Origin of the sequence: Rhodococcus sp. IEGM 1372 (assembly GCF_030056835.1) — a bacterium.
Taxonomy (GTDB): domain Bacteria; phylum Actinomycetota; class Actinomycetes; order Mycobacteriales; family Mycobacteriaceae; genus Rhodococcoides.
On sequence record NZ_JASHKS010000031.1, the window covers coordinates 22,820 to 47,034 of the forward strand.

The 24,215-nt window shown below is 66.2% G+C and carries 22 protein-coding genes; 10 read left to right on the plus strand and 12 right to left on the minus strand.

Annotated features, from left to right (window positions below):
- Positions 1-2 precede the first annotated feature (2 nt).
- Genes QM590_RS20115 through QM590_RS20125 form a run of 3 tightly spaced genes read left to right on the plus strand, consistent with a single transcriptional unit; the run spans position 3 to position 3,770 of the window.
- A complete protein-coding gene (locus tag QM590_RS20115) occupies positions 3-659 on the plus strand; it encodes a potassium-transporting ATPase subunit C (protein WP_149406782.1) in 657 nt (218 codons plus the stop codon).
- Complete coding sequence (locus QM590_RS20120; RefSeq protein ID WP_269596151.1) at positions 643-3,096, plus strand: DUF4118 domain-containing protein; 2,454 nt, start codon at positions 643-645, stop codon at positions 3,094-3,096. Before QM590_RS20115 ends, QM590_RS20120 begins: the two co-directional genes overlap by 17 nt.
- Positions 3,093-3,770: a response regulator gene (locus tag QM590_RS20125; RefSeq protein ID WP_269596150.1), complete on the plus strand. Its 678-nt coding sequence runs from the start codon at positions 3,093-3,095 to the stop codon at positions 3,768-3,770. The genes QM590_RS20120 and QM590_RS20125 overlap by 4 nt, the downstream gene beginning before the upstream one ends.
- 12 nt (positions 3,771-3,782) lie before the next feature.
- On the opposite strand, the gene ggt is transcribed toward QM590_RS20125, so the two are convergent.
- The 3 genes from ggt to QM590_RS20140 form a co-directional block, all read right to left on the minus strand.
- A complete protein-coding gene (gene ggt / locus QM590_RS20130) occupies positions 3,783-5,705 on the minus strand; it encodes a gamma-glutamyltransferase (RefSeq protein ID WP_411741349.1) in 1,923 nt (640 codons plus the stop codon).
- 30 nt (positions 5,706-5,735) lie between these two features.
- Positions 5,736-7,967 carry a putative bifunctional diguanylate cyclase/phosphodiesterase gene (locus tag QM590_RS20135; RefSeq protein ID WP_269596148.1) on the minus strand — a complete coding sequence of 744 codons (2,232 nt, stop codon included), beginning with the start codon at positions 7,965-7,967 and terminating at the stop codon, positions 5,736-5,738.
- 166 nt (positions 7,968-8,133) lie between these two features.
- Positions 8,134-9,108: an NAD(P)/FAD-dependent oxidoreductase gene (locus QM590_RS20140; RefSeq protein WP_269596147.1), complete on the minus strand. Its 975-nt coding sequence runs from the start codon at positions 9,106-9,108 to the stop codon at positions 8,134-8,136.
- A gap of 237 nt (positions 9,109-9,345) precedes the next feature.
- Here QM590_RS20140 and QM590_RS20145 point away from each other — a divergent pair, with 237 nt between their 5' ends.
- Positions 9,346-9,588, plus strand: a complete 243-nt coding sequence (locus tag QM590_RS20145; RefSeq protein ID WP_269596146.1) for a hypothetical protein — start codon at positions 9,346-9,348, stop codon at positions 9,586-9,588.
- Here QM590_RS20145 and QM590_RS20150 read toward each other — a convergent pair.
- On the minus strand, positions 9,585-9,752 hold the full coding sequence (locus tag QM590_RS20150) for a hypothetical protein (RefSeq protein WP_269596145.1): 168 nt from the start codon (positions 9,750-9,752) through the stop codon (positions 9,585-9,587). The genes QM590_RS20145 and QM590_RS20150 overlap by 4 nt on opposite strands.
- A 254-nt stretch (positions 9,753-10,006) precedes the next feature.
- On the opposite strand from QM590_RS20150, the gene QM590_RS20155 reads away from it, so the two are divergent.
- Both QM590_RS20155 and QM590_RS20160 read left to right on the plus strand, forming a co-directional pair.
- Entirely contained in the window at positions 10,007-10,897 is an 891-nt protein-coding gene (locus tag QM590_RS20155) for an SGNH/GDSL hydrolase family protein (protein ID WP_269596144.1), read from the plus strand.
- Positions 10,898-10,960: 63 nt separating this feature from the next.
- The gene (locus QM590_RS20160; protein ID WP_121871509.1) at positions 10,961-11,602 is read left to right on the plus strand and encodes a LysE family translocator; all 642 of its coding nucleotides are present in this window, start codon (positions 10,961-10,963) and stop codon (positions 11,600-11,602) included.
- Here QM590_RS20160 and atzF read toward each other — a convergent pair.
- Genes atzF through QM590_RS20185 form a run of 5 tightly spaced genes read right to left on the minus strand, consistent with a single transcriptional unit; the run spans position 11,527 to position 18,266 of the window.
- Positions 11,527-13,287 carry an allophanate hydrolase gene (gene atzF, locus QM590_RS20165; RefSeq protein ID WP_259468088.1) on the minus strand — a complete coding sequence of 587 codons (1,761 nt, stop codon included), beginning with the start codon at positions 13,285-13,287 and terminating at the stop codon, positions 11,527-11,529. The two genes, QM590_RS20160 and atzF, sit on opposite strands and share 76 nt — an antisense overlap.
- Positions 13,277-15,289: a 5-oxoprolinase/urea amidolyase family protein gene (locus QM590_RS20170; RefSeq protein WP_121871507.1), complete on the minus strand. Its 2,013-nt coding sequence runs from the start codon at positions 15,287-15,289 to the stop codon at positions 13,277-13,279. Before QM590_RS20170 ends, atzF begins: the two co-directional genes overlap by 11 nt.
- The gene (locus tag QM590_RS20175; protein ID WP_149406791.1) at positions 15,286-15,927 is read right to left on the minus strand and encodes an urea amidolyase associated protein UAAP2; all 642 of its coding nucleotides are present in this window, start codon (positions 15,925-15,927) and stop codon (positions 15,286-15,288) included. Before QM590_RS20175 ends, QM590_RS20170 begins: the two co-directional genes overlap by 4 nt.
- Positions 15,924-16,712 carry an urea amidolyase associated protein UAAP1 gene (locus tag QM590_RS20180; RefSeq protein ID WP_149406792.1) on the minus strand — a complete coding sequence of 263 codons (789 nt, stop codon included), beginning with the start codon at positions 16,710-16,712 and terminating at the stop codon, positions 15,924-15,926. The genes QM590_RS20175 and QM590_RS20180 overlap by 4 nt, the downstream gene beginning before the upstream one ends.
- A 6-nt stretch (positions 16,713-16,718) precedes the next feature.
- On the minus strand, positions 16,719-18,266 hold the full coding sequence (locus QM590_RS20185) for an amino acid permease (protein WP_068049473.1): 1,548 nt from the start codon (positions 18,264-18,266) through the stop codon (positions 16,719-16,721).
- 188 nt (positions 18,267-18,454) lie between these two features.
- On the opposite strand from QM590_RS20185, the gene QM590_RS20190 reads away from it, so the two are divergent.
- Genes QM590_RS20190 through QM590_RS20205 form a run of 4 tightly spaced genes read left to right on the plus strand, consistent with a single transcriptional unit; the run spans position 18,455 to position 21,086 of the window.
- The gene (locus QM590_RS20190; protein ID WP_149406793.1) at positions 18,455-19,156 is read left to right on the plus strand and encodes a TetR/AcrR family transcriptional regulator; all 702 of its coding nucleotides are present in this window, start codon (positions 18,455-18,457) and stop codon (positions 19,154-19,156) included.
- On the plus strand, positions 19,153-19,818 hold the full coding sequence (locus tag QM590_RS20195; RefSeq protein ID WP_149406794.1) for an SDR family NAD(P)-dependent oxidoreductase: 666 nt from the start codon (positions 19,153-19,155) through the stop codon (positions 19,816-19,818). Before QM590_RS20190 ends, QM590_RS20195 begins: the two co-directional genes overlap by 4 nt.
- Positions 19,819-19,828: 10 nt before the next feature.
- A complete protein-coding gene (locus tag QM590_RS20200; RefSeq protein WP_269596143.1) occupies positions 19,829-20,269 on the plus strand; it encodes a cupin domain-containing protein in 441 nt (146 codons plus the stop codon).
- The gene (locus QM590_RS20205) at positions 20,262-21,086 is read left to right on the plus strand and encodes a spermidine synthase (protein ID WP_149406796.1); all 825 of its coding nucleotides are present in this window, start codon (positions 20,262-20,264) and stop codon (positions 21,084-21,086) included. Before QM590_RS20200 ends, QM590_RS20205 begins: the two co-directional genes overlap by 8 nt.
- A gap of 12 nt (positions 21,087-21,098) precedes the next feature.
- On the opposite strand, the gene QM590_RS20210 is transcribed toward QM590_RS20205, so the two are convergent.
- From QM590_RS20210 to pucL, 3 genes are read right to left on the minus strand one after another with little or no spacing between them, the layout of a single operon-like run.
- Positions 21,099-21,875, minus strand: coding sequence for an IclR family transcriptional regulator (locus QM590_RS20210; protein ID WP_411741348.1), 777 nt, complete (start codon positions 21,873-21,875; stop codon positions 21,099-21,101).
- 31 nt (positions 21,876-21,906) lie between these two features.
- Complete coding sequence (locus QM590_RS20215; protein WP_149406797.1) at positions 21,907-23,307, minus strand: nucleobase:cation symporter-2 family protein; 1,401 nt, start codon at positions 23,305-23,307, stop codon at positions 21,907-21,909.
- Between the two features lie 12 nt (positions 23,308-23,319).
- Complete coding sequence (pucL, locus tag QM590_RS20220) at positions 23,320-24,210, minus strand: factor-independent urate hydroxylase (protein ID WP_149406798.1); 891 nt, start codon at positions 24,208-24,210, stop codon at positions 23,320-23,322.
- Positions 24,211-24,215: the final 5 nt, after the last annotated feature.

Sequence of the window (24,215 nt, forward strand, 5' to 3'; positions counted from 1 at the left end):
TCATGCGCTTCGTACAGGGATTTCTTCGCCAGGTCGTGGCCGGCTTCGCAGTGCTGCTGGCATTGACGGTCGTTCTCGGCATCGGCTACCCGGCCGTGGTCTGGGGCATCAGCCGTATCGGGACCGACTCCGCCGAGGGTTCGCCGCTGCGCGACGCCCGGGGCTGCGTCGTCGGAAGCTCGTTGATCGGCGTCGATCCGCAGGTGGCTCCGGGAGAGCCGGATCCGTTCTTCCACACCCGCGTCACCGGCTCGGTGTCAGACGACGACGCGTTCGCTCCAGGGGATCCGGCTGCGGCGCTGCCGACCAACCAGGGGCCGTCGAGCGAGGTGCTGGCGTCGTTCGTCGAGCAGCGCCGCGCTGCCATCGCGGCCCGGGAGAACGTCGATCCGGCTGCGGTACCGGCCGATGCCGTCACCGGGTCCGGTTCGGGGATCGATCCCGACATCAGCCCCGCCTACGCGGCCATCCAGATCGCGCGAGTGGCTCAGGCCAACGGGGCGTCGGTGAGCGACGTCGAGGCTCTGGTCGCCGAGTACACGCACGGGCCGCAGTACGGTGTACTCGGTGCCGAAGCGGTGAACGTTCCGGAGTTGAACCTGGCACTACGGGACACATACCGGCCGGGTGAGGAGACAGGCTGTGGCGGACAGGGGTGAGCTGCGGATCTACCTCGGCGCAGCACCGGGCGTCGGCAAGACCTTCGCCATGCTCGGCGAGGCGCATCGACTGCGCAGCCGGGGCTGCGACGTCGTGGCGGCGGTCGTCGAGACACACGGCCGAGCGCGGACGATCGACGCGCTCGACGGCATCGAAGTGCTGCCGATGGCGACCGTCGAGTACCGGGGGTCCTCGGCGCAGGAACTCGATCTCGACGCCGTCCTGGCCCGAAAGCCGCAGGTGGTGCTCGTCGACGAGCTGGCGCACACCAACACCCCGGGCAGCGTGCACGGCAAGCGGTGGCAGGACGTCGAAGTGCTGCTCGACGCAGGCATCGACGTCATCTCCACCCTCAACGTCCAGCATCTCGAATCGCTCAACGACGTGGTGCAGCAGATCACCGGAGTGCCGCAGCGAGAGACTTTGCCCGACAGCGTCGTTCGAGCCGCTGACGAGGTCGAGTTGGTCGACATCACCCCCGAGGCGCTGCGCAGCAGATTGCGGCACGGAAACGTCTACGCCGCCGAGAAGGTCGACGCCGCACTGAGCAACTACTTCCGCGGCGGCAACCTCACCGCCCTGCGCGAGCTCGCGCTGCTGTGGATCGCCGATCAGGTCGACGCGGCACTGGTGAAGTACCGCAAGGACAATCGCATCACCGACACGTGGGAGGCCCGCGAGCGCGTGGTGGTCGCGGTGACCGGTGGCCCGGAATCGGAGACGTTGCTGCGCCGCGCCAGTCGCATCGCCTCGAAGTCCAGTGCCGAGCTGATGGTGCTGCACATCGTCCGCGGCGACGGGCTCATGGGTGTCTCGGCACCGCAGATGGGTTCGGTTCGCAAGCTGGCCGCCGGGCTGGGTGCCAGCGTGCACAGTGTAGTCGGCGACGACGTGCCGACCACGCTGCTCGACTTCGCCCGCGGGGTGAATGCGACGCAGCTGGTGATCGGCACCTCGAGACGGTCACGTGCCGCCCGCATCCTCGACGAGGGCATCGGCGCGGCGGTGGTGCAGAACTCGGGAAAGATCGACGTACACATGGTCACCCACGCCGAGCAGGCAACCCGCAGGGGCATGCAGGTCGATTCGGGTCGTCGACGGATCATCGCGTGGGTCGCTGCCGTCCTGGTGCCGTGCCTGGCCGCGGCCGTACTGAGCACGGTCGGACCGGACTTCGACTCCAGCGGTGAGAGCGCCCTGTTCTTCATGGTGGTGCTGTGCGTCGCGCTGCTGGGAGGGGTTGCGCCGGCGGCACTCTCGGCGTTGATCGCGGGCTTCCTGCTCAACTACTTCTTCACCACACCCCGGTACAGCCTGACGATCGCCGAGCCCGACAACTTCGTCGTCACCGTCGTGCTGCTCCTCGTCGCCGTTGCCGTCGCCGCCCTCGTCGACGCCGCCGCCCGGCGGACGCGTCAGGCACGCCGGGCCACCCAGGAAGCCGAGCTGTTGACGCTGTTCGCCGGATCGGTACTCCGCGGAGCGGATCTGACCGCACTCCTCGAACGCGCCCGTGAGACCTATCGGCAGACAGGCGTTGCGCTGTGGGACAACCAGTCCGGATCCATCGTGGGCAGCGCCGGTGCGCAGGCTCCTGTTGATCGTGCCGCAGCCGATACCGAGGTCGACGCGGGCGACTTCACGTTGCTGCTCGTCGGCGAACGTACCCGCGCGCACGATCGGCGGGTACTCGCGGCGGTGGCCAATCAGGCGGCCGGCATGGTCCGGCAGGCGCGTCTCGCCGAGGAAGCCAGCCGAGCCAACGCGCTCGCCGAGGCCGACGCGTTGCGTCGAGCATTGCTCTCCGCCGTCAGCCACGATCTGCGGACGCCACTGTCGGCGGTCAAAGCGGCGTCCTCGTCTCTGCGCAGCACCGACGTGCAGTTCTCGCCCGAGGACACCGACGAATTGCTCGCCACCATCGACGAATCAGCCGATCAGCTGACCGCTCTGGTGAGCAATCTGCTCGATTCCTCGCGGCTGCAGGCGGGCGTGGTTCAGCCGACTCTGCGACCCGTTTTCGTCGACGACGTGTTGGGCGGCGCATTGATCGGAGCCGACGATCGGGTTCGAGTGGACGTGGGCGATGTCGAAGTGCTGGCGGACCCGGGTCTGCTCGAGCGGGTGCTGGCGAACCTGGTGCACAACAGTGCCCGCTACGCACCCACCGGGGACATCATCGTCAGTGCGGCGGTGCACGACGAGTGGGCGAGTATCTCCGTCGCCGACCACGGCCCCGGCATCACCGAGGGAGCCGAAGAGACGATGTTCGACGCATTCCAACGCCTCGGTGATCGCGACAACTCGGTGGGCGTCGGGCTGGGGTTGTCGGTGGTGCGCGGATTCGTTCGGGCCATGGGCGGTACCGTCACGGCATCGAACACCGTCGGCGGCGGGCTGACGATGACGGTCGAGTTGAAGGCGGCGAGTAGGTGAAGGTGCGGGTGCTCGTCGTCGACGACGAGCCGCAGATCGTGCGGGCACTGCGGATCAATCTCAATGTCCGTGGGTTCGAGGTGGTCAGCGCGGCGAGTGGCGGCGAGGCGCTGCGGGTGGCCGCGAACTTCCACCCGGACATCGTGATTCTCGACCTCGGACTGCCCGACATCGATGGAATCGACGTCATCGGCGGTCTGCGCGGCTGGACCGACGTACCGATCCTGGTGCTCTCGGCTCGCACCGATTCGGCCGATACGGTCGAGGCGTTGGACGCCGGTGCCGACGACTTCGTCACCAAGCCCTTCGGCATGGACGAGTTGCTGGCCCGATTGCGCGCCGCGCTGCGCCGTGGACCGCACTCCGTCGCCGACCCCGTTGTCGTCACCGAGGACTTCACCGTCGACCTCGCCGCCAAAACCGTTGTACGGCAGGGCGAGAACGTGCACCTGACCCGCACCGAATGGGGGGTTCTCGAACTACTGGTGCGCAACGAGGGCAAGCTGGTGTCGCAGAAGGACATACTGCGTACCGTGTGGGGACCCGGGCACGAGCGTGAAACGCATTATCTGCGAATCTATCTCGGCCAACTGCGGCAGAAGCTCGAACGAGATCCGGCCTCCCCGGTGCATCTGATCACCGAAACCGGTATGGGCTACCGGTTTGTGAGCTGACCGCGCTCGCACCTATCCACCGAGTACCTCACCCTCGCGGCGTGGGTCCGCTCCCCCGATCCAACCGCCGTCGGTCCGCTGCAGCGCACTCAGTCCGCTGGACTGGTCGGCGACCGACACCTGGTGGCCCATCTCGCGGAGCTGCACGACCACCGGATCGTTCTCGCCCATCACGTTCGGGTGCTCACCGCCATAGTTGGTCGACGGGGTGTTGGCCGCACCGAAGTCGACCATCGACACCGCCTGCTGCGGATCCATGCCCCAATCGAGCAGTCCCACCAGTGTTTTGACGACGAACTGGATGATCACCGAACCGCCGGGAGAGCCGGCGACGAGCGCCAGATCTCCGCGCGTGCCGTCGTCGTTTCGGTCGAAGACCAGGGTCGGTGCCATCGAACTACGCGGACGCTTCCCCGGCTCGACGCGATTGGCCACCGGCGTACCGTCCTCGGCCACCGGCGATGCCGAGAAGTCGGTGAGCTGATTGTTGAGCAGGAAGCCGTCGACCATGTGGAAGGAGCCGAAGGCCGACTCGACGGTCGTCGTCATCGAGGCTGCATTGCCCTGGCTGTCGACGACGGAGATGTGGCTGGTGCCGAACTCGGGATCGGTGGACGAGGCGAACTGCACCGGGCCGAAGTCGCCGGGCTGCGCTGTGCCCATGGATCTGCCCTCGTCGATCAGTCCCGCTCGCTCACTGAGGTATTCGGGATCGAGCAGTGCATCGGGGGATCCGCCGGGCAGTGGTACGAAGTCCGGATCGGCGACGTACTTGTCGCGGTCGGCGTCGGCCAAGCGCTCGGCCTCGGCGATCAGGTGCACGCCCTCGGCCGTCGGGGTTCCGCCGTTGGCGTCCATTCCCGTCGGGGCGTACTGCGCGAGATCGAAATTCGACAAAATTCCCATCGCCGACGCCACCGCGATACCGCCCGAGGACGGGCCGGGCATACCGCAGATGTCGTGGTCGCGATACTCGGTGCAGACGGCCGTGCGGGTCTTGGGTTCGTACGCGGCGAGATCCTCCAGCGTGATCTGTCCGGGGGTACGGCCGGCGGTGGTGTCCGCGGTGGCGTCGACGATGGCCTGCGCGATGTCACCGGTGTAGAAGGCGTCCGCACCGTCGGTTGCGATGGCGGAGAGCGTCTTCGACATCGCCGGGTTGTTCAGCACCGTCCCGGCCGGCTTGCCGGTGCCGTCCGGCTGCAGGAAGTAGTCCTTGGACGCGGGGTCGAGGGCGAGCTTCGGTGCCGAGTCGGCAATGGACGATGCCATGCGCGGGCTGATCTCGATTCCGTTGTCGGCGAGACCGATTGCGGGGTCGAACAGCTCACCCCACTGCTTGGTGCCGTGATCGTCGTGGGCTTGCTCGAGCATCCGCAGCACCCCGGGGACGCCGATCGATCGGCCGCTCGAACGGGCATCGGGTTGCGGCAGAGTGCGATCGACGTCGTCGATGTACCGCAGGTAGTCGCCGGTCGCACTCATCGGGGCGGTCTCGCGGCCGTCGTAGCTCTGTACTTCACCGGTGGCCGCGTCGTAGTACATCAGGAAGGCCCCGCCGCCGATGCCGGAGGACTGCGGCTCGACGAGGCCGAGCACCGTCTGCGCCACGATCAGCGCGTCGGTCGCGGTGCCACCGTCACGCAGGACCGCGCACGCGGCCTCGGTGGAGACCGGGTTGGCCGTCGAGACGGAATACGAGGCCGTCTCCACCGGAGCCATGTCGGATCGATACCCGGTCGCCACTTCGGGATTGGTGGAGATGTCACCCGAACTCGCACTCGGCGTCCCCTCTACCGGGGTGCCGCCGCTGGCACCGAGAACACAGCTGTTCTCGGACGCGGGGTCGGGATCGGTGCTCTCGCTGCTACTGCACGCGGCGAGCGGCACCAGCAGTAGGGCACACGCAAGGACAGTCGAGCGGTGCACTCCGATTACAGACACCGCCCGACGCTAACACCCGGCTCACCTGCCGGCACGGGTCTCGGCAGATTCGAGAAGCCAATGCGCGACGGGTGCCGGTCTACCGAACAGAAAGCCCTGCGCGAAGCGGCATTCGAGAGCCTCGATGATCGCGGCCTGCTCCTCGGTCTCGACGCCCTCGGCGACCGTGGCCACCGGCAGCGCCGACGCCATGGCGACGATCGCGCGAATCAGCTGCGTGTCGGATTCCGAAGTGCCGATCTGGTGGACGAACGACTTGTCGATCTTGAGCAGTGCGATCGGCATCGCGCGCAGCCTGCTCAACGAGGAGTAGCCGATACCGAAGTCGTCGAGAACGATGAGCACACCCATCGCGGCGAGTCGGTCGAGAACGCTTTTCGCCGTACCCATGTCGTCGATCAGCACGCTCTCGGTGATCTCGAGGGCCAGATCTGCTCCGTCGAGGCCGTACGTGTCGAGCAGTCGCGCGACGATCACCGGCAACGAATCGTCACGCAACTGCATCGGGGACACGTTCACCGACATGGTGACGTCCTGCCCGTTGGAACGAAGTGTCACCAGATCCGACATCGCGGTGCGCAGCACCCATTCGCCGATTTCCTTGATGAGATTGGTGGATTCGGCGATCGGGATGAACTCGTTGGGGGTACGCACTCGCCCCTGCCAGTTCCAGCGCAGGAGTGCCTCGTAGACGACGGTGGTGCGCGAGGTCGTCTCGACGATAGGCTGGTAGTACACCTCGAGCTCGCCGCGTCTGATCGCGCCGCGCAGCGCGGTGGCGGTCTCGATCGCGGATGTCGCTCGGGCCCGCAGGGATTCGTCGAAGGACGCGTAGCGCGCCGCGCCGAGAGATTTCGCGTGATACATCGCGGTGTCGGCCTCTCGGATGGCGTCGTGCAGTCGGTCCGCGTCCGCGATTCCCACCGAGGCCGTGACGTATGCCGTTGCGGCGCTCAGAGGGAACGGCTCGTTGGTCCGATCGATGATGCGGCGGGCCAACGCTTCTGCTCCGCCGCGATCGCGGCGGGTCAACACGACGAACTCGTCACCGGCGTACCTGACCACGGTGTCGGCGGCACCGACGGCGGCGCGGATGCGTCGCGCTGCGGCGACGATGAGTTCGTCACCGACGCGGTGACCGTACGAGTCGTTGACCATCTTGAAGTTGTCGAGGTCGACGAACAGGACGCACGTGCGCCCCGGAGTCTCGGTGCGCTCGAGCCGGGTGAACTCCTCGTCGAGCATCGTGCGGTTCGGTAGGCCGGTCAACAGATCGTGAGCGGCAAGGTATTTCGCGTGCTCCTCGCCGACCTGCACTCGGGTCAGTGCGCGTTCGCCGCGCAGGAAGGCCCCCACCAGGATCGAGGCGAGCAACAGGGACCGCACGATCAGATCTCCGGTGGACACGGCCGAGCCCAGCAGCGGGACCGTGGCGCAGACGACCAGCAGCGTCACCACGAACACGACGCGGCGGCTGCTGTGCGCCGGTGCAGGAGTCTGCCGCTGGGAGACGGTGCGCATCGACGGATCCAGGGCGGCCATCGCCAGGGCGAGATACGCGAACAGGTAGATGCCGTCGAGCAATCCCGAGGACGGCGCGTCGTCGGTGGTGGCCGCGAAGGCGTACGAGATGTCGCCGACGAGTGTCGCGACGAGTGCGATCAGAGCCCACTGCAGCGCTGGGGTACGGGGTTTGGACGAGAACAGCAGGTAGGTGGTCAAGGTGATCAGTGCCGCGTCGATCGCCGGATACAGCCCGTTGAACACCGTCGATGCCGACGAACGGGGAGATCCCAGGGCCGGAGAGATGAACAGCAACCACGACAGGAACAGGGTGCCGAGAAAGATCAGGCCGGCGTCGACGAGCGGAGTGATGTCGTCGATCGACCGGCGATCTCGAATCCACCGCGACAGTGCGTACCCGACGAGTGCGTACCCGGTCAGGGTGAACAGATCCGGCAGCAGCGGGAACGAATGGTTCAGAGCGGTGGGATCGCTGCGGAGCGAGACCCCGAACATGAACAGCACCGAGGCACCGAACAGTGCCCACCAGCATCGAGAGTCGTCGGGACGGTATCTACGGATCGCGGCGCTGATGGCCAGTACCGATCCGACTGCGACGGTGGCCAGCACACCGGCCCGCACTCCGGCGTCGCCGAGAACGAAGACGGTGCCCGCGACGACGACCACTGCACCCAGGCCGACGGTTCGTACGGTGTGCATGGCGAAGGGCGCAGCGACCTTCGTATTCATCGAAGGACCTACTTCCTTCTCGCTCGTAGCGTTCGCGTGCCTGTTCGCGGCGCCTCCATGGGTGAATATACGTCTTTGCGCAGCGCACACGGGGCCGAAGACGACCCGGAGGCCGGAGAAGCTCAACAGATGTTGTGACAGCGCACAGGCGCCAGTCTCCGGGCATTCAGGAGGCGATGGCCTTCGCCTGTTCGACGGCGAGGCGAACCTCCTCCTCGATCAGGTCACCGTTGATCGCCGCGCCTGCCTTGACTCCGGCCGCGGACGCCGCCACGACGGTGTCCATCGGTGCAGACACGTTGCCCGCAACCCACACGCCGGGCACGGATGTGGCACCGACGGGGTCGGCCTCGACGTACGTGCCGAGAACATGGTCGTTCATGACCATCTCGGTCGTGGCCAGCCCCAGCGACAACAGGACGTCTGCGCGGGAGGTGAAGTTGGGTCCGACGACCAATGCGTCGACCGGGATCTGCGTGCCGCTCGCGAGCGTCACTCCGACGATCGCGTCGCCCTCGACATCGACCCGAGCGATCTCCCCGTCGACGACCTCGATGCCACGTGCGGCAAGTCGCTCGCGTTCTTGGGTGGCCGATCGTGTTGCCGTGTGGGCGAACACCGTGACGTGCTCGGTGAGCTGACGCCACATCTGTGCCTGATGTCCGATCATGGCGCTGCCGATGATGCCGATCCTGCGATCGCGTACCTCCCAGCCATGGCAATACGGGCAGTGCAGTACGTCGCGCCCCCACCGATCGGCGAGGCCGGGGATGTCGGGCAGTACATCGGTGAGGCCGGTGGTGACCAGGAGGCGGCGTCCGCGGACGACGGAACCGTCGGCGAGAGTCACCTCGAACCCGGCTTCGGTTCGACTCGCGGACGTCGCGACACCCTCGACGATGCGTGCGCCGTAGTGGAGCGCCTCGTCTCGGCCGAGGCGAACCAGCTCGAGAGGCGACTCGCCGTCGCGGGTGAGGTAGTTGTGTGAATGCGCTGCCGGAGCGTTGCGGGGATCGCCCGCGTCGATGATCGCGACGGATCGTCGGGAACGGCCGAGGGCCACGGCGGCGCTGAGTCCGGCGACTCCGCCGCCGACGATGATCGCGTCGACCGGAGTGTGTCGATCGGTGTCTGTAGTCATGGGGAGAGTGTCCGACACAGCCCAACAGTTGGCAAGAAAACTTGCCACAACAGCAAATGGTGGAATCGAAAAATACCGCACGACGGGATCGAACGCCCATACCCGGCCTAGTGCCGAATTGTGATCGTGCCGACTGGCATCGAGGCGGCCAGCGGTCGATGTAAGCGCGGATCTACCGCTTGAACAGGGCGTTCACTCGAGGTCTACTGGTCGGTAAGAATCGAGCCGGGGGGGCGTGTGGGGCACTTCGAGATCGGCGAGACCGTGATCACGGTCCGCAACCTGGGACATGTGCGATGGCGTAGCGGAATTCCCAAAGGGACCGTGGGAATCGTCGTCGGCGTCGATTGGCTCGGTGACGCTCGCGTGAGCTTCACCGTCGGCGAGTCGATGCGCACCCGAGGCGAGACGGTGGAGCATATAGTCGCCGACGGCGACGTCCGCACGTTGCGGGCCGCTCCCCGCCGTCTGATCGGTTAGTTGCTGTCGGTTCGCTCGTCGTCGGTCGCGGGACCGGTTTCGATTGCTCCGCCTTCGCTCGACCAATCGTTGTCTTCCGCCGCCGCGGCCGGATCGGAGGTCACGTCTTCCTTGGCGTCGGGAGCGGTGTCGTCGTTCTTCGAGTCGTTGTTGTGGGTAGTCATGACCCCGGGGTACCCGCGCGGAACCGATGCAATCGTCGGCCCCGCACGGGCGGGCGTTCCGGAGGTCTCTACAGCCCGAAGGGCAGCGTTCCCGGTGCCAGCTCGAAGCCGCTGCTGCCAGCGGAAATGGAGCCGAAGCCGCCGAGGATCTGGTTGATGAACGCGGTGATCATGAAAATTCCTCTGTTCGATGCGATGGACGCTCTGTCCTGGACAACCCGGTCGAGGTTACCGGCAGCTGTAGCGTCGAAGCTGTGAGGAGCCAGGGAATTCTCGTCGGTCTTGCTGTGTCCGCCTGCGTACTGGCGGGCTGTTCGTCGGAGTCTTCGGTATCGGAAGCGCCCGCTCAGCCGTCGGAGGCCCCGGTTTCGGTGAACTACGTCGCGTTGGGTGACTCGGCCGCATCGGGCCCGCGAATCCCCAACCAGGTCGGCGTACCGGGATGCCAGCAGTCCGATGCCAACTACCCGCACGTACTCGCCGAGGATCTGGCGGTCGGCTCGTTCGTCGACGTCACCTGCTCGGGTGCCGTCACCGAGAACATCCTCTCCACTCCGCAGGAAACCTCCAGCGGTGAGGTTCCTGTGCAACTCGACGCGTTGACCCCTGAAACCGATCTGGTGACCGTCACGATCGGCGGCAACGACATCGGGCTGGTCTCGACAGCCGTGCAATGCCTCACCTTCGCGGACACCTCCGCCGCCAACGTCTGCAAGGACCGGCTCACCGCAGGTGGCGTGGATACCGTCGCCGCTGCCATCGAAGACAAGGCCCCCAGCTGGGGTGCCATGCTCGACGCGGTGGGCGAGCGTGCGCCCGATGCTCGAATTCTGGTCGTCGGCTACGGCACCTATCTGCCGGACGGCGGCTGCTTCCCCACTCAACCCATGCTGCCCGAGGACGCCGACTACATCCAGGGCAGCATCACCGCCATGAACGACGCCCTGCAGACCCAGGCCGAAGAACACGGTGCAGAGTTCGTCGACACCGAGCCGTTGAGTGTCGGCCACGACGTGTGCGTGGCTGCCGATCAGCGGTACTTCGAGGGGGTCGTCCCGCAGAATCCTGCGGCACCCCTGCATCCGACGGCGGCGGGAATGGCGGCGATCGGTGCCGCGGTGGCCTCGGCAGTGCGTGCCGGATAAGGGAACCACGACACCGTAACTGGCTCTTCTCCTGCAGGCCGGTAGACGTGAAGTCTTGACCGCATGGTCTCGTACTCCGCAGTTCTCGGTGTGTTCGCAGTGGCTCTCGCGTTGGTTCTGACGCCGGGGCCGAACATGATCTACCTTGTCTCGCGCAGTATTTCGCAGGGCCGACGGGCGGGATTCGTATCGCTGGCCGGCGTCGCGATCGGATTCCTGATCTATCTGACGGCCACCAATCTCGGCCTGGCCGCGGTGTTCACGGCCGTGCCCGCCCTGTACACGGCGGTCAAGCTCGCCGGCGCGGCCTACCTCGCCTGGTTGGCGGTGCAGGCCGTGCGCGGGACGGTGTCGGCATTCGAACCGACCGAGCTGCAACAGGATTCGAACCGCCGGCTGTTCACGACGGGCTTGGTGACCAACCTGCTGAATCCGAAGATCGCGATCATGTACATCTCGGTCATCCCGCAATTCGTCGACCCTGCAGCGGGACACATTCTGCTGCAGGGATTCACGCTCGGCGGGGTGCAGATCGCCGTGGCCGTAGCGGTCAACCTGGCGATCGTGGTGCTCGCCGGATCGATCGCGCGGTTCCTCGCCGTTCGCCCGACGTGGCTGCGGGTGCAGCGCTACGTCATGGGCACGGTGCTCGGGCTGCTCGCGGTACGAGTGGCGACCGACGGGGGCAAACCGGTCCCGGCGTGAGCTCTGTACGCGCGCCAGCCGCCGAATTCGGTGATGTCGGTTCCCGCCTCGGCCGCGTCGTGCGCACAGCAGAATCCGGTGACCCAGCGACCGTCGGACAATTCGACCGGACCCAGACCCATCGGCGCGGGCAACCCCGCGAGGAAGGTCCCGAGCGCCGCAGCGGACATGCGATAGAGCTCTCCGGAGATGGGAGCGCCGTCGCCTGCCCGCCGTATCAGGCCGGGCTTGGGCGGGGTGGTGTGCAGATCCACCAGCCGGTAGTCCGCCGTGGTCGTCACCTCGCCGCTGAATCGCGCACCGCGATCGGTCAACTGGTGATGCACCGGAAAACCGCGCAGATGTGCGCCGACGGCCAGTACCTCGATGCCGTCGTCGATCAACGACGGTGACTCGATTCCGCTCAACTGTGCCGCCAGGTCGATTGCGATCTGATCCTCGAACGCGGGTACGACGACCATGACTCCGAACGGAGTGCCGTCCGCCGTCGGAGCTCCGGGAACGGCGACTGCGGCCATGTCGAGCAGGTTGCAGAAGTTGGTGAACGTACCCAGTCGCCGGTTGATGCTCATCGGATCCGACTGCACCGCTGCAATAGTGGGATGTTCGGTGGTGGTGGGTAACAGCAGGCCGTCGAACTCGCTGAGGAATGTGCGGGCTGCTGTCTTCGTTCGCGCAAGGGTGTCGAGATCATCCACGTATCGGTGCGCGGACGGCCCTGCGGCCGAGCGGACGATCGCGGCCACCGTGGGATCGGCACCGGCAGGCGCGGTGTCGAGGAACTCCCCCACGGCCGAATAGCGCTGCGCCACAATCGCTCCGTCGTACAGCAGTGTCGCCGCGTCGAGCAGCGCCGAGATGTCGACCTCGGCGTAGGACATTCCCTTGTCGGCCAGGCCGGCGACCGTCTCCTCGAATGCTCGACGGTACGCCGGGCTGAGCGACGTCAGATCCTCACCTCGTGGGACGGCCACACGGGGCTGCGGGGATGCGGCCAGTCCGACGTCGGCGGGCCAGGCCCGGCTGCGGGAATCGGTGGCAGTCGGGCCGGTCATGACTTTCATGGCCGCAGTGGCACTGTCGAGATCACGGGCGAGGACGGTGACGCAGTCGTAGTCGGCGCAGGCGGGAACGACACCGGTGTTCGGCACGATACCCAGTGAGGTCTTGATGCCCACGATTCCGTGGAAGGCTGCGGGTACTCGACCCGATCCTGCTGTGTCGGTTCCGATTCCGATGTCCGCGATGCCCAGTGCCACCGCGACGGCGGACCCGGAACTCGAGCCTCCCGAGACCAGCGTGGGATCCCAGGCACACCGCACCGCGCCGTAGGGGCTGCGAGTGCCGACCAATCCGGTGGCGAACTGGTCGAGGTTGGTCTTGCCCAGTATCAGTGCGCCCTGGCTGGTCAGTCGTTCGATGGCGACAGCAGATGCCGAAGGGGTGTAGGCGAACTCGGGGCAGGCCGCGGTGGTGGGCAGACCGGCCACGTCGATGTTGTCCTTGACCGCGACCAGTGTGCCCGCGAGCGGTAGCTCCGCACCGGCCGCGAGCGCCTCCTCGAGGGCGACTGCCTCGGCCAGCACGTCGTTCTCGTCACGCAGGGTGATCCAGACCTCGGGCCGATCCACCTCGGCGATCCGCTTGTAGGCCTGCAGAACTCGCTCTCGCACCTCAGGCTGCATCGGTCTTGCCCTTCGTCGTATCGAATTCGCCTGCTGCCGACCACGCATCGCGCTCGGCACCGAAGGCAACGGCTTGCGTCGCGCGGAACTCGGCGATGGAGTCCGCGTTGGTCTCCAGGAAGTTCTCGTGCTCGGCCAGCGAGAATTCACCGTCGGTGATGTCCACGCCGCCGCCGCGGCCGGCCGCCAGATCGGCGCGCAGATCCATCAGTTCCTCGGGTTCGACCGAGTACCAGGAGATTCGGTCGAAGAACCGGAGCAACCACGGGGTGCCCTCCTCGAACGGGCCGTCACTGTAGGCGGCGCTGTGGTTCCACACCTGTGTGGTGCGACCCACGAACTGGTATCCGCCGGGACCCTCCATGCCGTAGATGCACAGGTATGCCCCACCGATGCCGACGGCGTTCTCCGGCGTCCAGGTTCGCGCCGGGTTGTACTTCGTCGTCACCAGGCGGTGTCGCGGATCGAGTGGTGTCGCCACCGGAGCGCCCAGATACACGTCGCCGAGTCCGAGCACCATGTAGTCGGCGGCGAAGACGGTGTCGAACACGTCTGCCACCGAGTCGAGTCCGTTCATGCGCCGAATGAACTCGATGTTCCAGGGGCACCATGGAGCGTCGGCGCGCACACCGTGCATGTACCGCTGGATCGCCTCGCGGGTCGAGGGGTCGTCCCACGAGAGCGGAAGCCGAACCTGGCGGCTGGGAACCACGAGCTCCGAGGCCGCGGGAAGATCGTCCTCCACCTCGGACAGCAGACCCATCAACGAGTCGATGGACAGCACATCGGGATTCACCTTCACCTGCAACGAGCGGATGCCCGGGGTCAGGTCCACCAACCCGCGCGGGGCGAGTGCCTCGACGCGCTGGTGCAGGGCGTGGACTCGGGCACGCAGGGCCAGGTCGAGTTTCATGTCGCCGTACTCGACGAGGACGTTGTCGTCTCCCGAGCGCCGGTAGGTGACGCACGTATCGGCGTCGCGTCGAGCGAGGACGCCGTCGTCCCCGTCGCCGCCTGCGGAGAACACTGCAGGCAGAGAAGCGCGCCGAGCGAGTCCGAGTGATCCCAACGGCGCGGTGGCCGCGGCTCGCACCGGTACGAAGCGGATGGTGTCCCCGGGGCGGAGCTGGCCGAGCTTCCACCGCTCGGCGGCGATAACGGTGACGGGGCAGACGAATCCGCCCAGACTCGGGCCGTCCGGTCCGAGCAGGATCGGGGTGTCGCCGGTGAAGTCCAGTGCGCCGACGCTGTAGGCGTTGTCGTGAATGTTGGACGGGTGCAGTCCGGCTTCGCCGCCGTCGGTCCTAGCCCACTGCGGCTTCGGCCCGATGAGCCGGACCCCGGTGCGATCGGAGTTGAAGTGCACCTCGTAGCGGGTGGCGTAGAGGGTGTCGATGTCCTCGCGGGTGAAGAACTCCGGTGCGCCGTGGGGGCCCTCGGTGACGGCGATGTCCCAGTTCGACGTCAGCACCGGCAGGTGTTCCATCGGTATCGGACCGAGAATCTCGGAGTTGTCCGAGCGTCCGGCCAGGCCGATGACGTCGCCCTCACCGAGGGTGCCGCCGCGATGTCCACCGAACTTACCGAGAGTGAACGTTGCTGCGCTGCCGAGATAGTCGTCGACCTCGAGGCTGCCCTGGATCAGAACGTAGACCCGTAGCCCGTGCCCGGTGGTGGTGCCGACATCGAGGGTGGCGCCGGCGGGAACCAGCACCGGCTTCCACTGCGCGGCCGATCGGCCGTCGATGCGAACCGGTACCGCTGCGCCGGTGACGCAGACGTAGGTGTCGGCGTCGAACGTCAATGCCGGCCCGGCCATGGTGGATTCGAGGCCCGGGGCACCCTCGGGGTTGCCGAGCGCGACGTTGCCGAGCCGGAACGACAGGTCGTCCATCGGCCCCGACGGCGGTACGCCCACCTTCCAGTACCCGATGCGACCCGGCCAGTCCTGCACGGTGGTGATCATGCCGGGTCGCTGGACGGTCATCTTGGTCGCGTTCATGCTCGACCGCCCGGCTCTCGCGTCACGATCATCCGCACCGCGGTGGGGTCGAATCCGTTGCAGGGGTTGTTGATCTGGGGGCAGTTGGACACCAGTACCAGCGTGTCGATCTCGGCACGCAAGGAGAGCTTCTTGCCGGGAGCCGACAGACCGTCGACGATGCCGAGCGTGCCGTCGGCGTCGACGGGGACGTTCATGAAGAAGTTGATGTTGGGCACCAGGTCCCGTTTGCCGAGTCCCCACTTGGATCCCTCGATGAGGAAGTTCTCGACGCACGCGTGCTGATGCTGAGTGTGGTGGCCGTAGCGCAGGGTGTTCGATTCCTTGGAGCACGCACCTCCGACGGTGTCGTGGTTGCCGACCTCGTCGTCGACGATCGTCATGATCGGAGTCGAATCATCGCTGCGCAGAACGGTTCCGGTGGTCAGGAACAGGTTCTGCTGAGCGGTGACGGTGGCGGGGGCGGAGTAACGGATCGAGTGATCGTGCGCGCCGTACATCAGGGTGTCGACGGCTTGATTGCCGTACAGATCGACGATCGTCAGTACGTCACCGGCTTCGACGACGGCGGACCACGGGCCGAATGCGGGGGCGATCTCGTCACGAACGATCGTGGTCTCGAGGGTGCTGGCGGTCATTGCGCTGCCTTCCATGCGTTCTCGGTGTTCTGTACTGCGCGCTGGTATTCCGGTTCGGTGTTGTCGAGGGTGAGTAGTTCCTCGGGTGCTCGCCACGCCAGCACGTCGAGGGCCGTCGTAGGGAACTCGGACCTCGGGTCGAGCGGGTGAGCGGTGTTGGCCAGCAACACGATCACCGGCAGGTGGATCAGCAGGTCCACCGACTTCCCCGCTCCCGCCGAGCCGGTGCCGACAAGAGCCCCGTCGGCGTCGACTCTCACGCCGTGGAAGAACGACAGGGACGGTGCGACGTCGCGTGGTTCCAGTCCGTGCTTCGCCGCGGCCAGGGTGAACAGTTCGCGGCCTGCGGGAGCGGACGAATGTGGTCCGCTGACTCCGTATTTCGCGGTGTTGGTAGCGGTGGAGGTGGTGCCGCACAGGGCGTCGTGGTGGCCGGAGGTGTCGTCGACGATGGTCGCCAGCACGCGCCCCTGATCCGAGAGCAGAGGATGGCCGGCACTCAGATACGCCTGCCACGGCACCTTGACGGTGTCGGCGGTGTTGAGTCGCTCCCACGGGGCGTCGGCGCGGTAGAGCAGCAGATTGGCGCAGGCATCACCGTCGACGTCGACGAGGCGTAGCCGGGTTCCGCGAGCGAGGACCTTGGTGGTGTAGCTGCCGCCGGGGACCGATTCTGCCCAAGTGAGCTCCGAGATGCCCTCCGGTGCAGTGGGTGCCGGTGCGACCGTCGCCTGGGAGCGTGCGTGTTCCTTGGCGGAGTGGGTGGTTGCAGTTGCCGTGCTCATACTGGTTCAGGCTCCGATCGTGACGGGCTTGGGGTGGGCTTTGCCGCGGGGTAGGCAGGCGATACCTACGACGATCACGGCTAGGACGGTCAGGGGTGCGGCCCAGCGCAGCAGTGGGAATTCGCCGGTGGGGTCGAAGATCTCGGCCCGCGGCCACGACAGGTTGACCACCATCAGGCCGCCGTAGAGAACTGCGGCGATGTTGACCGGCAGGCCGAGGCGTCCGAGGGTGAAGAGCTTCTGGCCGTCGGAGTCGTGTTGCACGCCGCCGTGCGGCCAGCCCTTGAGTCGCTGGATCAGCAGCGGGACGGTGACCATCATGTACGCGAGGTAGATCAGCACGATGCAGACGCTGGAGAGCGTGGTGAAGATCGCGGAGTTGCCGACGTTGACGGCCAGGATCGCCACGCAGGCCAGACCGATCAGGACCGAGGGTGCGATGGGAGTTCCGGTGCGCGAGTTGACCTTCGCGAGAGCCGTCGAGGCGGGCAGGCGTCCGTCGCGGGCCATGGAGAACATCAGCCGCGATGCCGCGGTCTGGATGGCGAGGGTGCAGATGAACACCGCGATGGCGACGTCGACCAGCAGGACCTTGCCCCACGGTGAGGTGAGGATCGAGTCGATGACGTACGGAAGCCCCTGGGTTGCGAGCTGACCGTCGGTGAGGCTCGGTGCGGCCATCAGTGCGCCGACGATCATCAGGCCACCGCCCAGTGCCGATGCGGAGAGGGCCAGACGGATGGTGCGCGGCGCGACGCGTCGGGGATTGCGGGTTTCCTCGGCGAGTTCGCCTGCCGAGCCGAAGCCGACCATGACGTAGGCCGCCATCAGGCCCGAGACGATCCAGGCACCGATGTAGCCGGGATCGGCTCCGGCACTTCCGGTATCGAACACCACCTGTGGTCCGCGCTCGGCGTGCGTGAAGAACACCAGCACCAGCGCGATGACGCCGACGATCTCGCAGGTGACGCCGATGCTGTTGATGCGCGACATCCAGTTCACGCCGATGCAGTTGATCGTGGTGGTGAGCACCAGCAGAATCGAGCCCAGCACAACGGCATTCGCGGCTCCGCTCGGCGAGGTGAGCGCGGTGTCCTCGCCGATCAGCTGGAAGCCGCCCCAGATGCTGGGGAGAACGACCTGCAGTGCGATCGCGGCGGCGGAGGCGGTGACGATCTGCGCGATGATCATGAACCAGCCGGCGAACCACCCGACCAGCTCACCGCCCATACGCCTGGACCAGTGGTAGATCGCGCCCGAGATGGGATAGCGGGCAGCGAGTTCGGCGAAGTTCAGGGCCACCATGAACTGCCCGAGAAACACGAGCGGCCAGGTGAGGAAGAAGGCCGGGCCACCGAAGCTGAAGCCGAGTCCGAAGAGCTGGAAGATGGTGGTGAGAATCGAGACGAACGAGAAGCCGGCGGCGAAGGACGCGTACTTGCCGAGGCTGCGGTGCAGCTGCTGGTCGTAGCCGAGGGAAGCCAGATCGGAATGGTCGGTGGTGGGCGAGGGTTCCGAACCCGAGCCCGGGGCCGGCAGTGTTGTCGAGCTCATGGAAGTCTCCTACGGGCGAGGTGGGTGGTGAGTGACCGCCCGCTGCATCGCCGAGGCGGGTTTCTGTCAGTTGATAGTTTTCGGCACCGCCGTTCCCTGGCGGTGTCCGTCGTGAAACAACCTCGTTTCGTCTATTTCGATCAGATGACAGAAATCTCACCGTCACGTCGACCTGACAAGATGCAGTCATGACCGGAGCAGGCAGGCCAAGGCTGAGCACGAAGAAGCGGCCGGGCGACACCGCTCGCGAGGAAATTCTCGACGCCTCGGCCGAGCTCTTCACCACTCGCGGATTCACAAATACCTCCACCCGCGTCATAGCCGACGCCGTCGGTTTGCGTCAGGCCTCGCTCTATCACCACTTCGCCACCAAGGACGACATACTCGACGCGCTGCTCAGCGGCACGGTCGATGCGCCGCTGGCCGTCGCGCTGCGCATTCGGCAGTCGGGAGCCGAGGCGGCGACCCAGATGTACGCGCTGGCCTACTTCGACGCCGGACAGCTCGGTGCGTCCACCTGGAATCTCGGCGCGCTCTATCTACTGCCCGAACTGCGCAGCGAGCGCTTCGAGACCTTCCGCGACCATCGGTACACGCTGATGAGCTTGTATGCGGACATTGCGTCGGACACGTTGGTCCAGCTCGATTCCGAGCGCAGGCCGGGTACCGAGGACCTACCGTTTCGCCTGGTGGAGACCGTGGTGAACGCGCGAGCCGATCGGGAGAACGGCCGCCGGGACGCGACGGCGGACGCGGCCGGAATCGCCGAGGCCGCTCTGCGGGTACTCGGCTGGACCGGGGATGTCACCGCGTTGCATCGGACTGCGGAGGCCCTGCTCGAGACGGTCGTCGGAATAGTCTTCGAGCCTCGGTCCTTGCATTCGACATGACATCGATAGCAATAGTCGGAGCAGGTGCAGGTCTCGGAGCAGCAGTCGCGCGCAAGTTCGGCGCGCAGGGCTTCTCGGTCGGCCTCATCTCTCGTAATCAGTCCCGCGTCGACGCACTCGCCGATCAGCTGGTCGCCGACGGCGTGTCCGCGAAGGGCTTCGTCGCCGATGTGCGCGATCCGGCCTCGATCGCCGCAGCCTTGGAGCAGGTCACCGAAACACTCGGACCCATCGAGGTGCTGCAGTACAGCCCGCTGCCGCAGAAGGACTTCATGCGGCCCGTGCTCGAGACCACCCCGGCCGACATGGTCGGGCCGGTCGAGTTCTCCATCTACGGACCGATCGCCGCCGTCCATCAGGTGTTGCCGGGCATGCGGTTCCTCGGCGAGAACAAGGGCACGATTCTGTTCGTCAACGGCGGCTCTGCGGTGAAGCCCGGGCGTACGGTCACCGGCACCTCCATCGCGTTCGCAGGCCAGGCCGCATACGCGCAGCTGCTCAACGAGGAGTTGGCGGGCGAAGGAATCCAGGTGTCGCAGTTGATCATCGGTGGCGCCATCGACGGCAAGGATCCGAAGAAGAGCCCCGAGGCACTCGCCGAGCAGCTGTGGAGCCTGCACACCGAACGCGACAGGTTCCGGGTTCAGGTTTCGACTGACTAGGGTTGCGTACATGACGTCGCTGCCCGACTGGGCTCAGGCCCTCGACCTCGCACCCCACCCCGAGGGTGGTTGGTTCCGGGAGACCTGGCGCAGCGAGGTCACGATTCCACAGACATCTCTGCCCGACGGTTATCCCGGCCCGCGCGCCGCAGGCACGGCAATCCTGTTCCTGCTCATGCCCGGTCAGCAGCCGGCGTGGCATACCGTCCGCGGCACCGAGATGTGGCTGTACCACCGGGGTAGTCCGGTGCAGCTCGATCTCGGCGGCTCAGGGACCGAGCCGGGTGAAGTGACTTCGCTGCTGGTCGGGCCGGAATCTCCGCAGCAAATCGTGCCGCCGTCCGTGTGGCAGCGCGCTCGGCCGGTGGGCAACGAACCGAGCCTGGTCAGCTGCACCGTCACCCCGGGATTCGATTTCGAGGACTTCAGACTCGAGGGCCAACGTGGGTAGGAAGCGGGCATCGGCACCGGCCGGCTCCCTGAAACCCGGAGTGTTCCAAATCGATTCGGGCACATGTGAATTGGTCCGTGACGCGTTCTCGGACGACGGGTGGGTCGTCAACGTCAACGACGTCCCGAGTTCGCACATCGACATGAACGACCCCACGGTGCTCGAGTTCGAGTACATGCGCTGGATCTCGGGCCTCGTTCGTGCGCAGTGGGATTCGAGCTTTCCGCTGCGGGCGCTGCACCTCGGGGGCGGGGCGTGCACCCTGGCGCGCTCGTTCACCGCGGAATATCCCGGGGCGCGTCAGGTGGTGGTGGAGCTCGACGGCAAGCTTTCAGAGCTGGTGCGCGAATGGTTCGACCTGCCACGAGCACCGCTGCTGCGCATCCGCGTCGGCGAAGCTCGGGCGGTCACCGAGACGCTCAGCGAGAACAGTCGCGACCTCATCGTGCGAGATGTGTTCGCGGGAGCAACAACTCCGGAGCCGCTGCTCACGGCCGAGTTCACCGAGCATGTTCGACGCGTCCTCTCGCCCGGCGGCATGTACGTCATCAATTGCGGTGACCGCCGGGATCTGTCGCTCGCGAAGCAGGAGGCGTCGACTCTTCGCAGTGTCTTTCCGCACCTCGCGATCGTCGCGGATCCGGCGATGCTCAAGGGCAGGCGCTACGGCAACATCATCATTGCGGGCAGCGATGTGCCGATCGGGGATTCGCCGTCTCTGGCTCGGGAGCTTCTCGGTGGCGCTGTTCCGGCGCACGTGTGGTTGACGGAGGAAGTGCAGTCCTTCGCGCGTGATGCGAAAGTGTTGCGGGATTAGGGCGCTGCAACATCAAGGTGCTGGGTTGTTGCTCGCGAGGTCTTTCGCCAGTCGCTCGGCGGCCGAGATCAGCAGGGGCACGAACTGCTCGGCCGATTCGAGGGTGACGCGCGCAGTCGGTCCGGCGATCGACATCGCAGTGAGGGTCGGGGCACCGAGTACCGGTACGGCGAAGCAGCGGACGCCCACTTCCTGCTCGCCGTCGTCGATGGCATAGCCGCGTTCGCGGATCACCACGAGGTCCTCGAGCAACGCGTCGAGCGTGGTGATGGTGTTGACGGTGCGGGGAGCCATGCCGAGGCGGCCGACGATCGCACGGACAGCGTCGTCGTCCAACTGCGAGAGCAGCGCCTTGCCGACGCCGGTGGAATGCGGCAACACGCGCTGACCCACCTCGTTGAACATCCGCATCGCGTGTTCGGACGGGACTTGCGCGACGTACACCGCCATGTCGTCCTCGAGAAACGCCATGTTCGACGTCTCGTGCGTGATCCGGACCAGTTCCGCCAGATACGGCTTGGCCCATCCGCCGATCAACTTCGAGGCGCTGTCGCCCAGCCGAATGAGCTTGGTGCCCAGTGCGTATCGGCGGGACGGCAGCCGGCGGACGTAGCCGAGCGAGACGAGGGTTCCGATCAGTCGGTGCACCGTCGGCATCGGCAGATCGGTACCCTCGGCCAGTTCGCTGATCCCGATGGATCCGCCCGAGGCAGCCATGATGTCGAGCAACTCGAACGCACGCTCCACGGACTGCACCCCGCCACCTGCCGCCACAGTCCCACCTCGCATGCTCGTAGCTTCTACCGATCTCGATAGAACACTACTGGTGATGCCGCGTCGCCACCGGCGGTGCAGCGGTGACCACCGAGGGCGAGGGTTTCTGACCCATGGTGATGACGTTGAACAGGATGTTCAGCACGACGGCGACGATGCTCGCGGCGCTGATGCCGGAGTCGAGCACCACGTGGACCCAGTCCGGGAATGCCGCGTAGAAGCCCGGCACCGCGATGGGGATGACGCCGAAGCCGATGGCCACCGCCACGATGACGAGGTTCAGGTTGCCCTCGAATTCCACCTTGGACAGCGTCCGGATGCCGCTGGCTGCCACCGAGCCGAACAGCACGATGCCCGCACCGCCGAGTACCGGCAGCGGCACCGAGGCGACCACCAGTCCGAGGACGGGGAAGAGCCCGAGGAACAGCAGTACCGAGCCGCCGGCCGCGACGACGTAACGACTCTTGATTCCGGTGACGGCCACGAGACCGACGTTCTGGGCGAACGCACTGGCCGGGAAGGTGCCGAACACGGGAGCGATGGTGGTGGCGACCATGTCCGCTCGCAGTCCGTCGCCGACGCGTCGAGCATCGACATCGGTGCCGACGATCTCGCCCACGGCCAGGATGTCCGCGGTGGTCTCGGTCATGATGACGAGAATGACCACCACCATCGACAGGATCGCCGCGATCTGGAAGGTCGGGGCTCCGAACGCGAACGGCTCGGGGAGGCTGAAGATGGCACCGTCGCCCACTCCGGAGAAATCGGCCTTGCCGACGAGAACGGCGAACAGCGTGCCGACGATGATGCCGATCAGGATCGACAAGCGCGAGAGAGTGCCCTGCACCAGCCTGCTCACCAGCAGCACCACCACGAGGCTGAAGGCCGCAAGCCCGATGTTGGACATCGAGCCCCAGTCGGCGGCCTGCTGATCACCGCCCATCGCCCACCGAACCGCAACGGGCAGTAGCGATATACCGATGACGGTGATGATCGTGCCGGTCACCACCGGTGGGAAGAATCGCACGATCTTGCTGAAGAACGGGGTGATGAGGATCCCGATGGCACCGGCAGCGATGATGGCACCGAACACCGAGTTCAAGCCACCCGGCCCGCTCGCGATGGCCACCATCGTCGACACCGACGCGAACGAAATACCCTGCACCAGCGGCAACTTCGCCCCGAAATAAGGCACTCCCAGGGTTTGCAGCAAGGTGGCCGCTCCGCTGACGAACAACGCGGCCGAGACCAGCAGCGCGATCTCGGTTCCGGTCAGTCCCGCTGCGCCGCCCACGATCAGGGGCGGTGCGATGACTCCGCCGTACATCGTCAGGATGTGCTGCAATCCATAGACATACGACCTGCCGATCGACAAACGCTCGTCCTCGGGACGGGCGGGGTCATGCGGCGCACGGTTGTTGTTCGGCTTGCGCTTCGTCAGCTTCATGTTGCCTCGCTCCTAGCAGAATCCGGGCACGGTATCCCAGGCGCGGCCCGCGTCCGGGGCATCGTCGCGTTCCACCGTGGCCTCGATCAGACCGTAGGGGCGATCCGCGACGTAGAAGACCTCACCGGGGTTGTCGAGTCCGAAGGGCTCGAGGTCGACGAGGAAGTGATGGATGTTGGGCATCGAGAACTTGATCTCGCCGATCTCCGGGTGGGCTTCGAGAACCTGCTTACCCATCTGGAACAAGCTCTGCTGCAACGCAAGAGAGTGAGTGGACGCGAAGGCGTCGAGCATGATGGAACGGACGTCGTCGAAGGTCTTGTCGAAGTCCAGCTCGGTGGTGAGGTACCGCCAGCGGGCGCTGACCGACGTGGCCAGGATGCGGTCCGTGGTCTCCTTCAGTGTGGTGTACCGGTCCTTCGGGTAACCCCAGAACTCCGACGCCGTCGAATTGAGCACGACGAGGTCGCTGATGCCCGAGACGATGGAGATGTCTTCTCCGTCGATCGTGACGATCGTGTTCCGCTTCTCGTCGCCGGCCTTGACGAACGAGTGGTCGCGTCCGTCCTCACCGTTCGCGATCCGCGACCACTGATACTGCTCGATCTCCCAGCGTCCACCGGTGATCCAGTCGAAGTTGCCGGTGAAGTGTTTCCCGAGACGAAGTGCGAAACTCTCGATCGCGCCGATGCCGTCCCGTGCGAAGGCGTACACGGTGTTCTTCTGGGTGTCGGTCGCGACGACGTGGGCGTTGTCGCCCTCGGTGTGGACGGCCTCGAGGTCGCCGCGCAGCTGCGAGGTGACACTGACGTCGGTGATGCGGTGGCGAGGAGTCTCGCGGTCGATGCGGACGAGTCTGCATTCGGCTTTGCCGTACTGGTTTGCTCCGAGCACGATGGTCATGGGTT

Coding starts and splice junctions, on each gene's coding strand:
- QM590_RS20115 (WP_149406782.1), top strand. CDS start 3: ATGCGCTTCGTACAGGGATTTCTTCGCCAGGTCGTGGCCGGCTTCGCA.
- QM590_RS20135 (WP_269596148.1), bottom strand. CDS start 7,967: ATGAATACGAAGGTCGCTGCGCCCTTCGCCATGCACACCGTACGAACC.
- QM590_RS20140 (WP_269596147.1), bottom strand. CDS start 9,108: ATGACTACAGACACCGATCGACACACTCCGGTCGACGCGATCATCGTC.
- QM590_RS20150 (WP_269596145.1), bottom strand. CDS start 9,752: ATGACTACCCACAACAACGACTCGAAGAACGACGACACCGCTCCCGAC.
- QM590_RS20160 (WP_121871509.1), top strand. CDS start 10,961: ATGGTCTCGTACTCCGCAGTTCTCGGTGTGTTCGCAGTGGCTCTCGCG.
- atzF (WP_259468088.1), bottom strand. CDS start 13,287: ATGCAGCCTGAGGTGCGAGAGCGAGTTCTGCAGGCCTACAAGCGGATC.
- QM590_RS20170 (WP_121871507.1), bottom strand. CDS start 15,289: ATGAACGCGACCAAGATGACCGTCCAGCGACCCGGCATGATCACCACC.
- QM590_RS20175 (WP_149406791.1), bottom strand. CDS start 15,927: ATGACCGCCAGCACCCTCGAGACCACGATCGTTCGTGACGAGATCGCC.
- QM590_RS20180 (WP_149406792.1), bottom strand. CDS start 16,712: ATGAGCACGGCAACTGCAACCACCCACTCCGCCAAGGAACACGCACGC.
- QM590_RS20185 (WP_068049473.1), bottom strand. CDS start 18,266: ATGAGCTCGACAACACTGCCGGCCCCGGGCTCGGGTTCGGAACCCTCG.
- QM590_RS20190 (WP_149406793.1), top strand. CDS start 18,455: ATGACCGGAGCAGGCAGGCCAAGGCTGAGCACGAAGAAGCGGCCGGGC.
- QM590_RS20195 (WP_149406794.1), top strand. CDS start 19,153: ATGACATCGATAGCAATAGTCGGAGCAGGTGCAGGTCTCGGAGCAGCA.
- QM590_RS20200 (WP_269596143.1), top strand. CDS start 19,829: ATGACGTCGCTGCCCGACTGGGCTCAGGCCCTCGACCTCGCACCCCAC.
- QM590_RS20210 (WP_411741348.1), bottom strand. CDS start 21,875: ATGCGAGGTGGGACTGTGGCGGCAGGTGGCGGGGTGCAGTCCGTGGAG.
- QM590_RS20215 (WP_149406797.1), bottom strand. CDS start 23,307: ATGAAGCTGACGAAGCGCAAGCCGAACAACAACCGTGCGCCGCATGAC.
- pucL (WP_149406798.1), bottom strand. CDS start 24,210: ATGACCATCGTGCTCGGAGCAAACCAGTACGGCAAAGCCGAATGCAGA.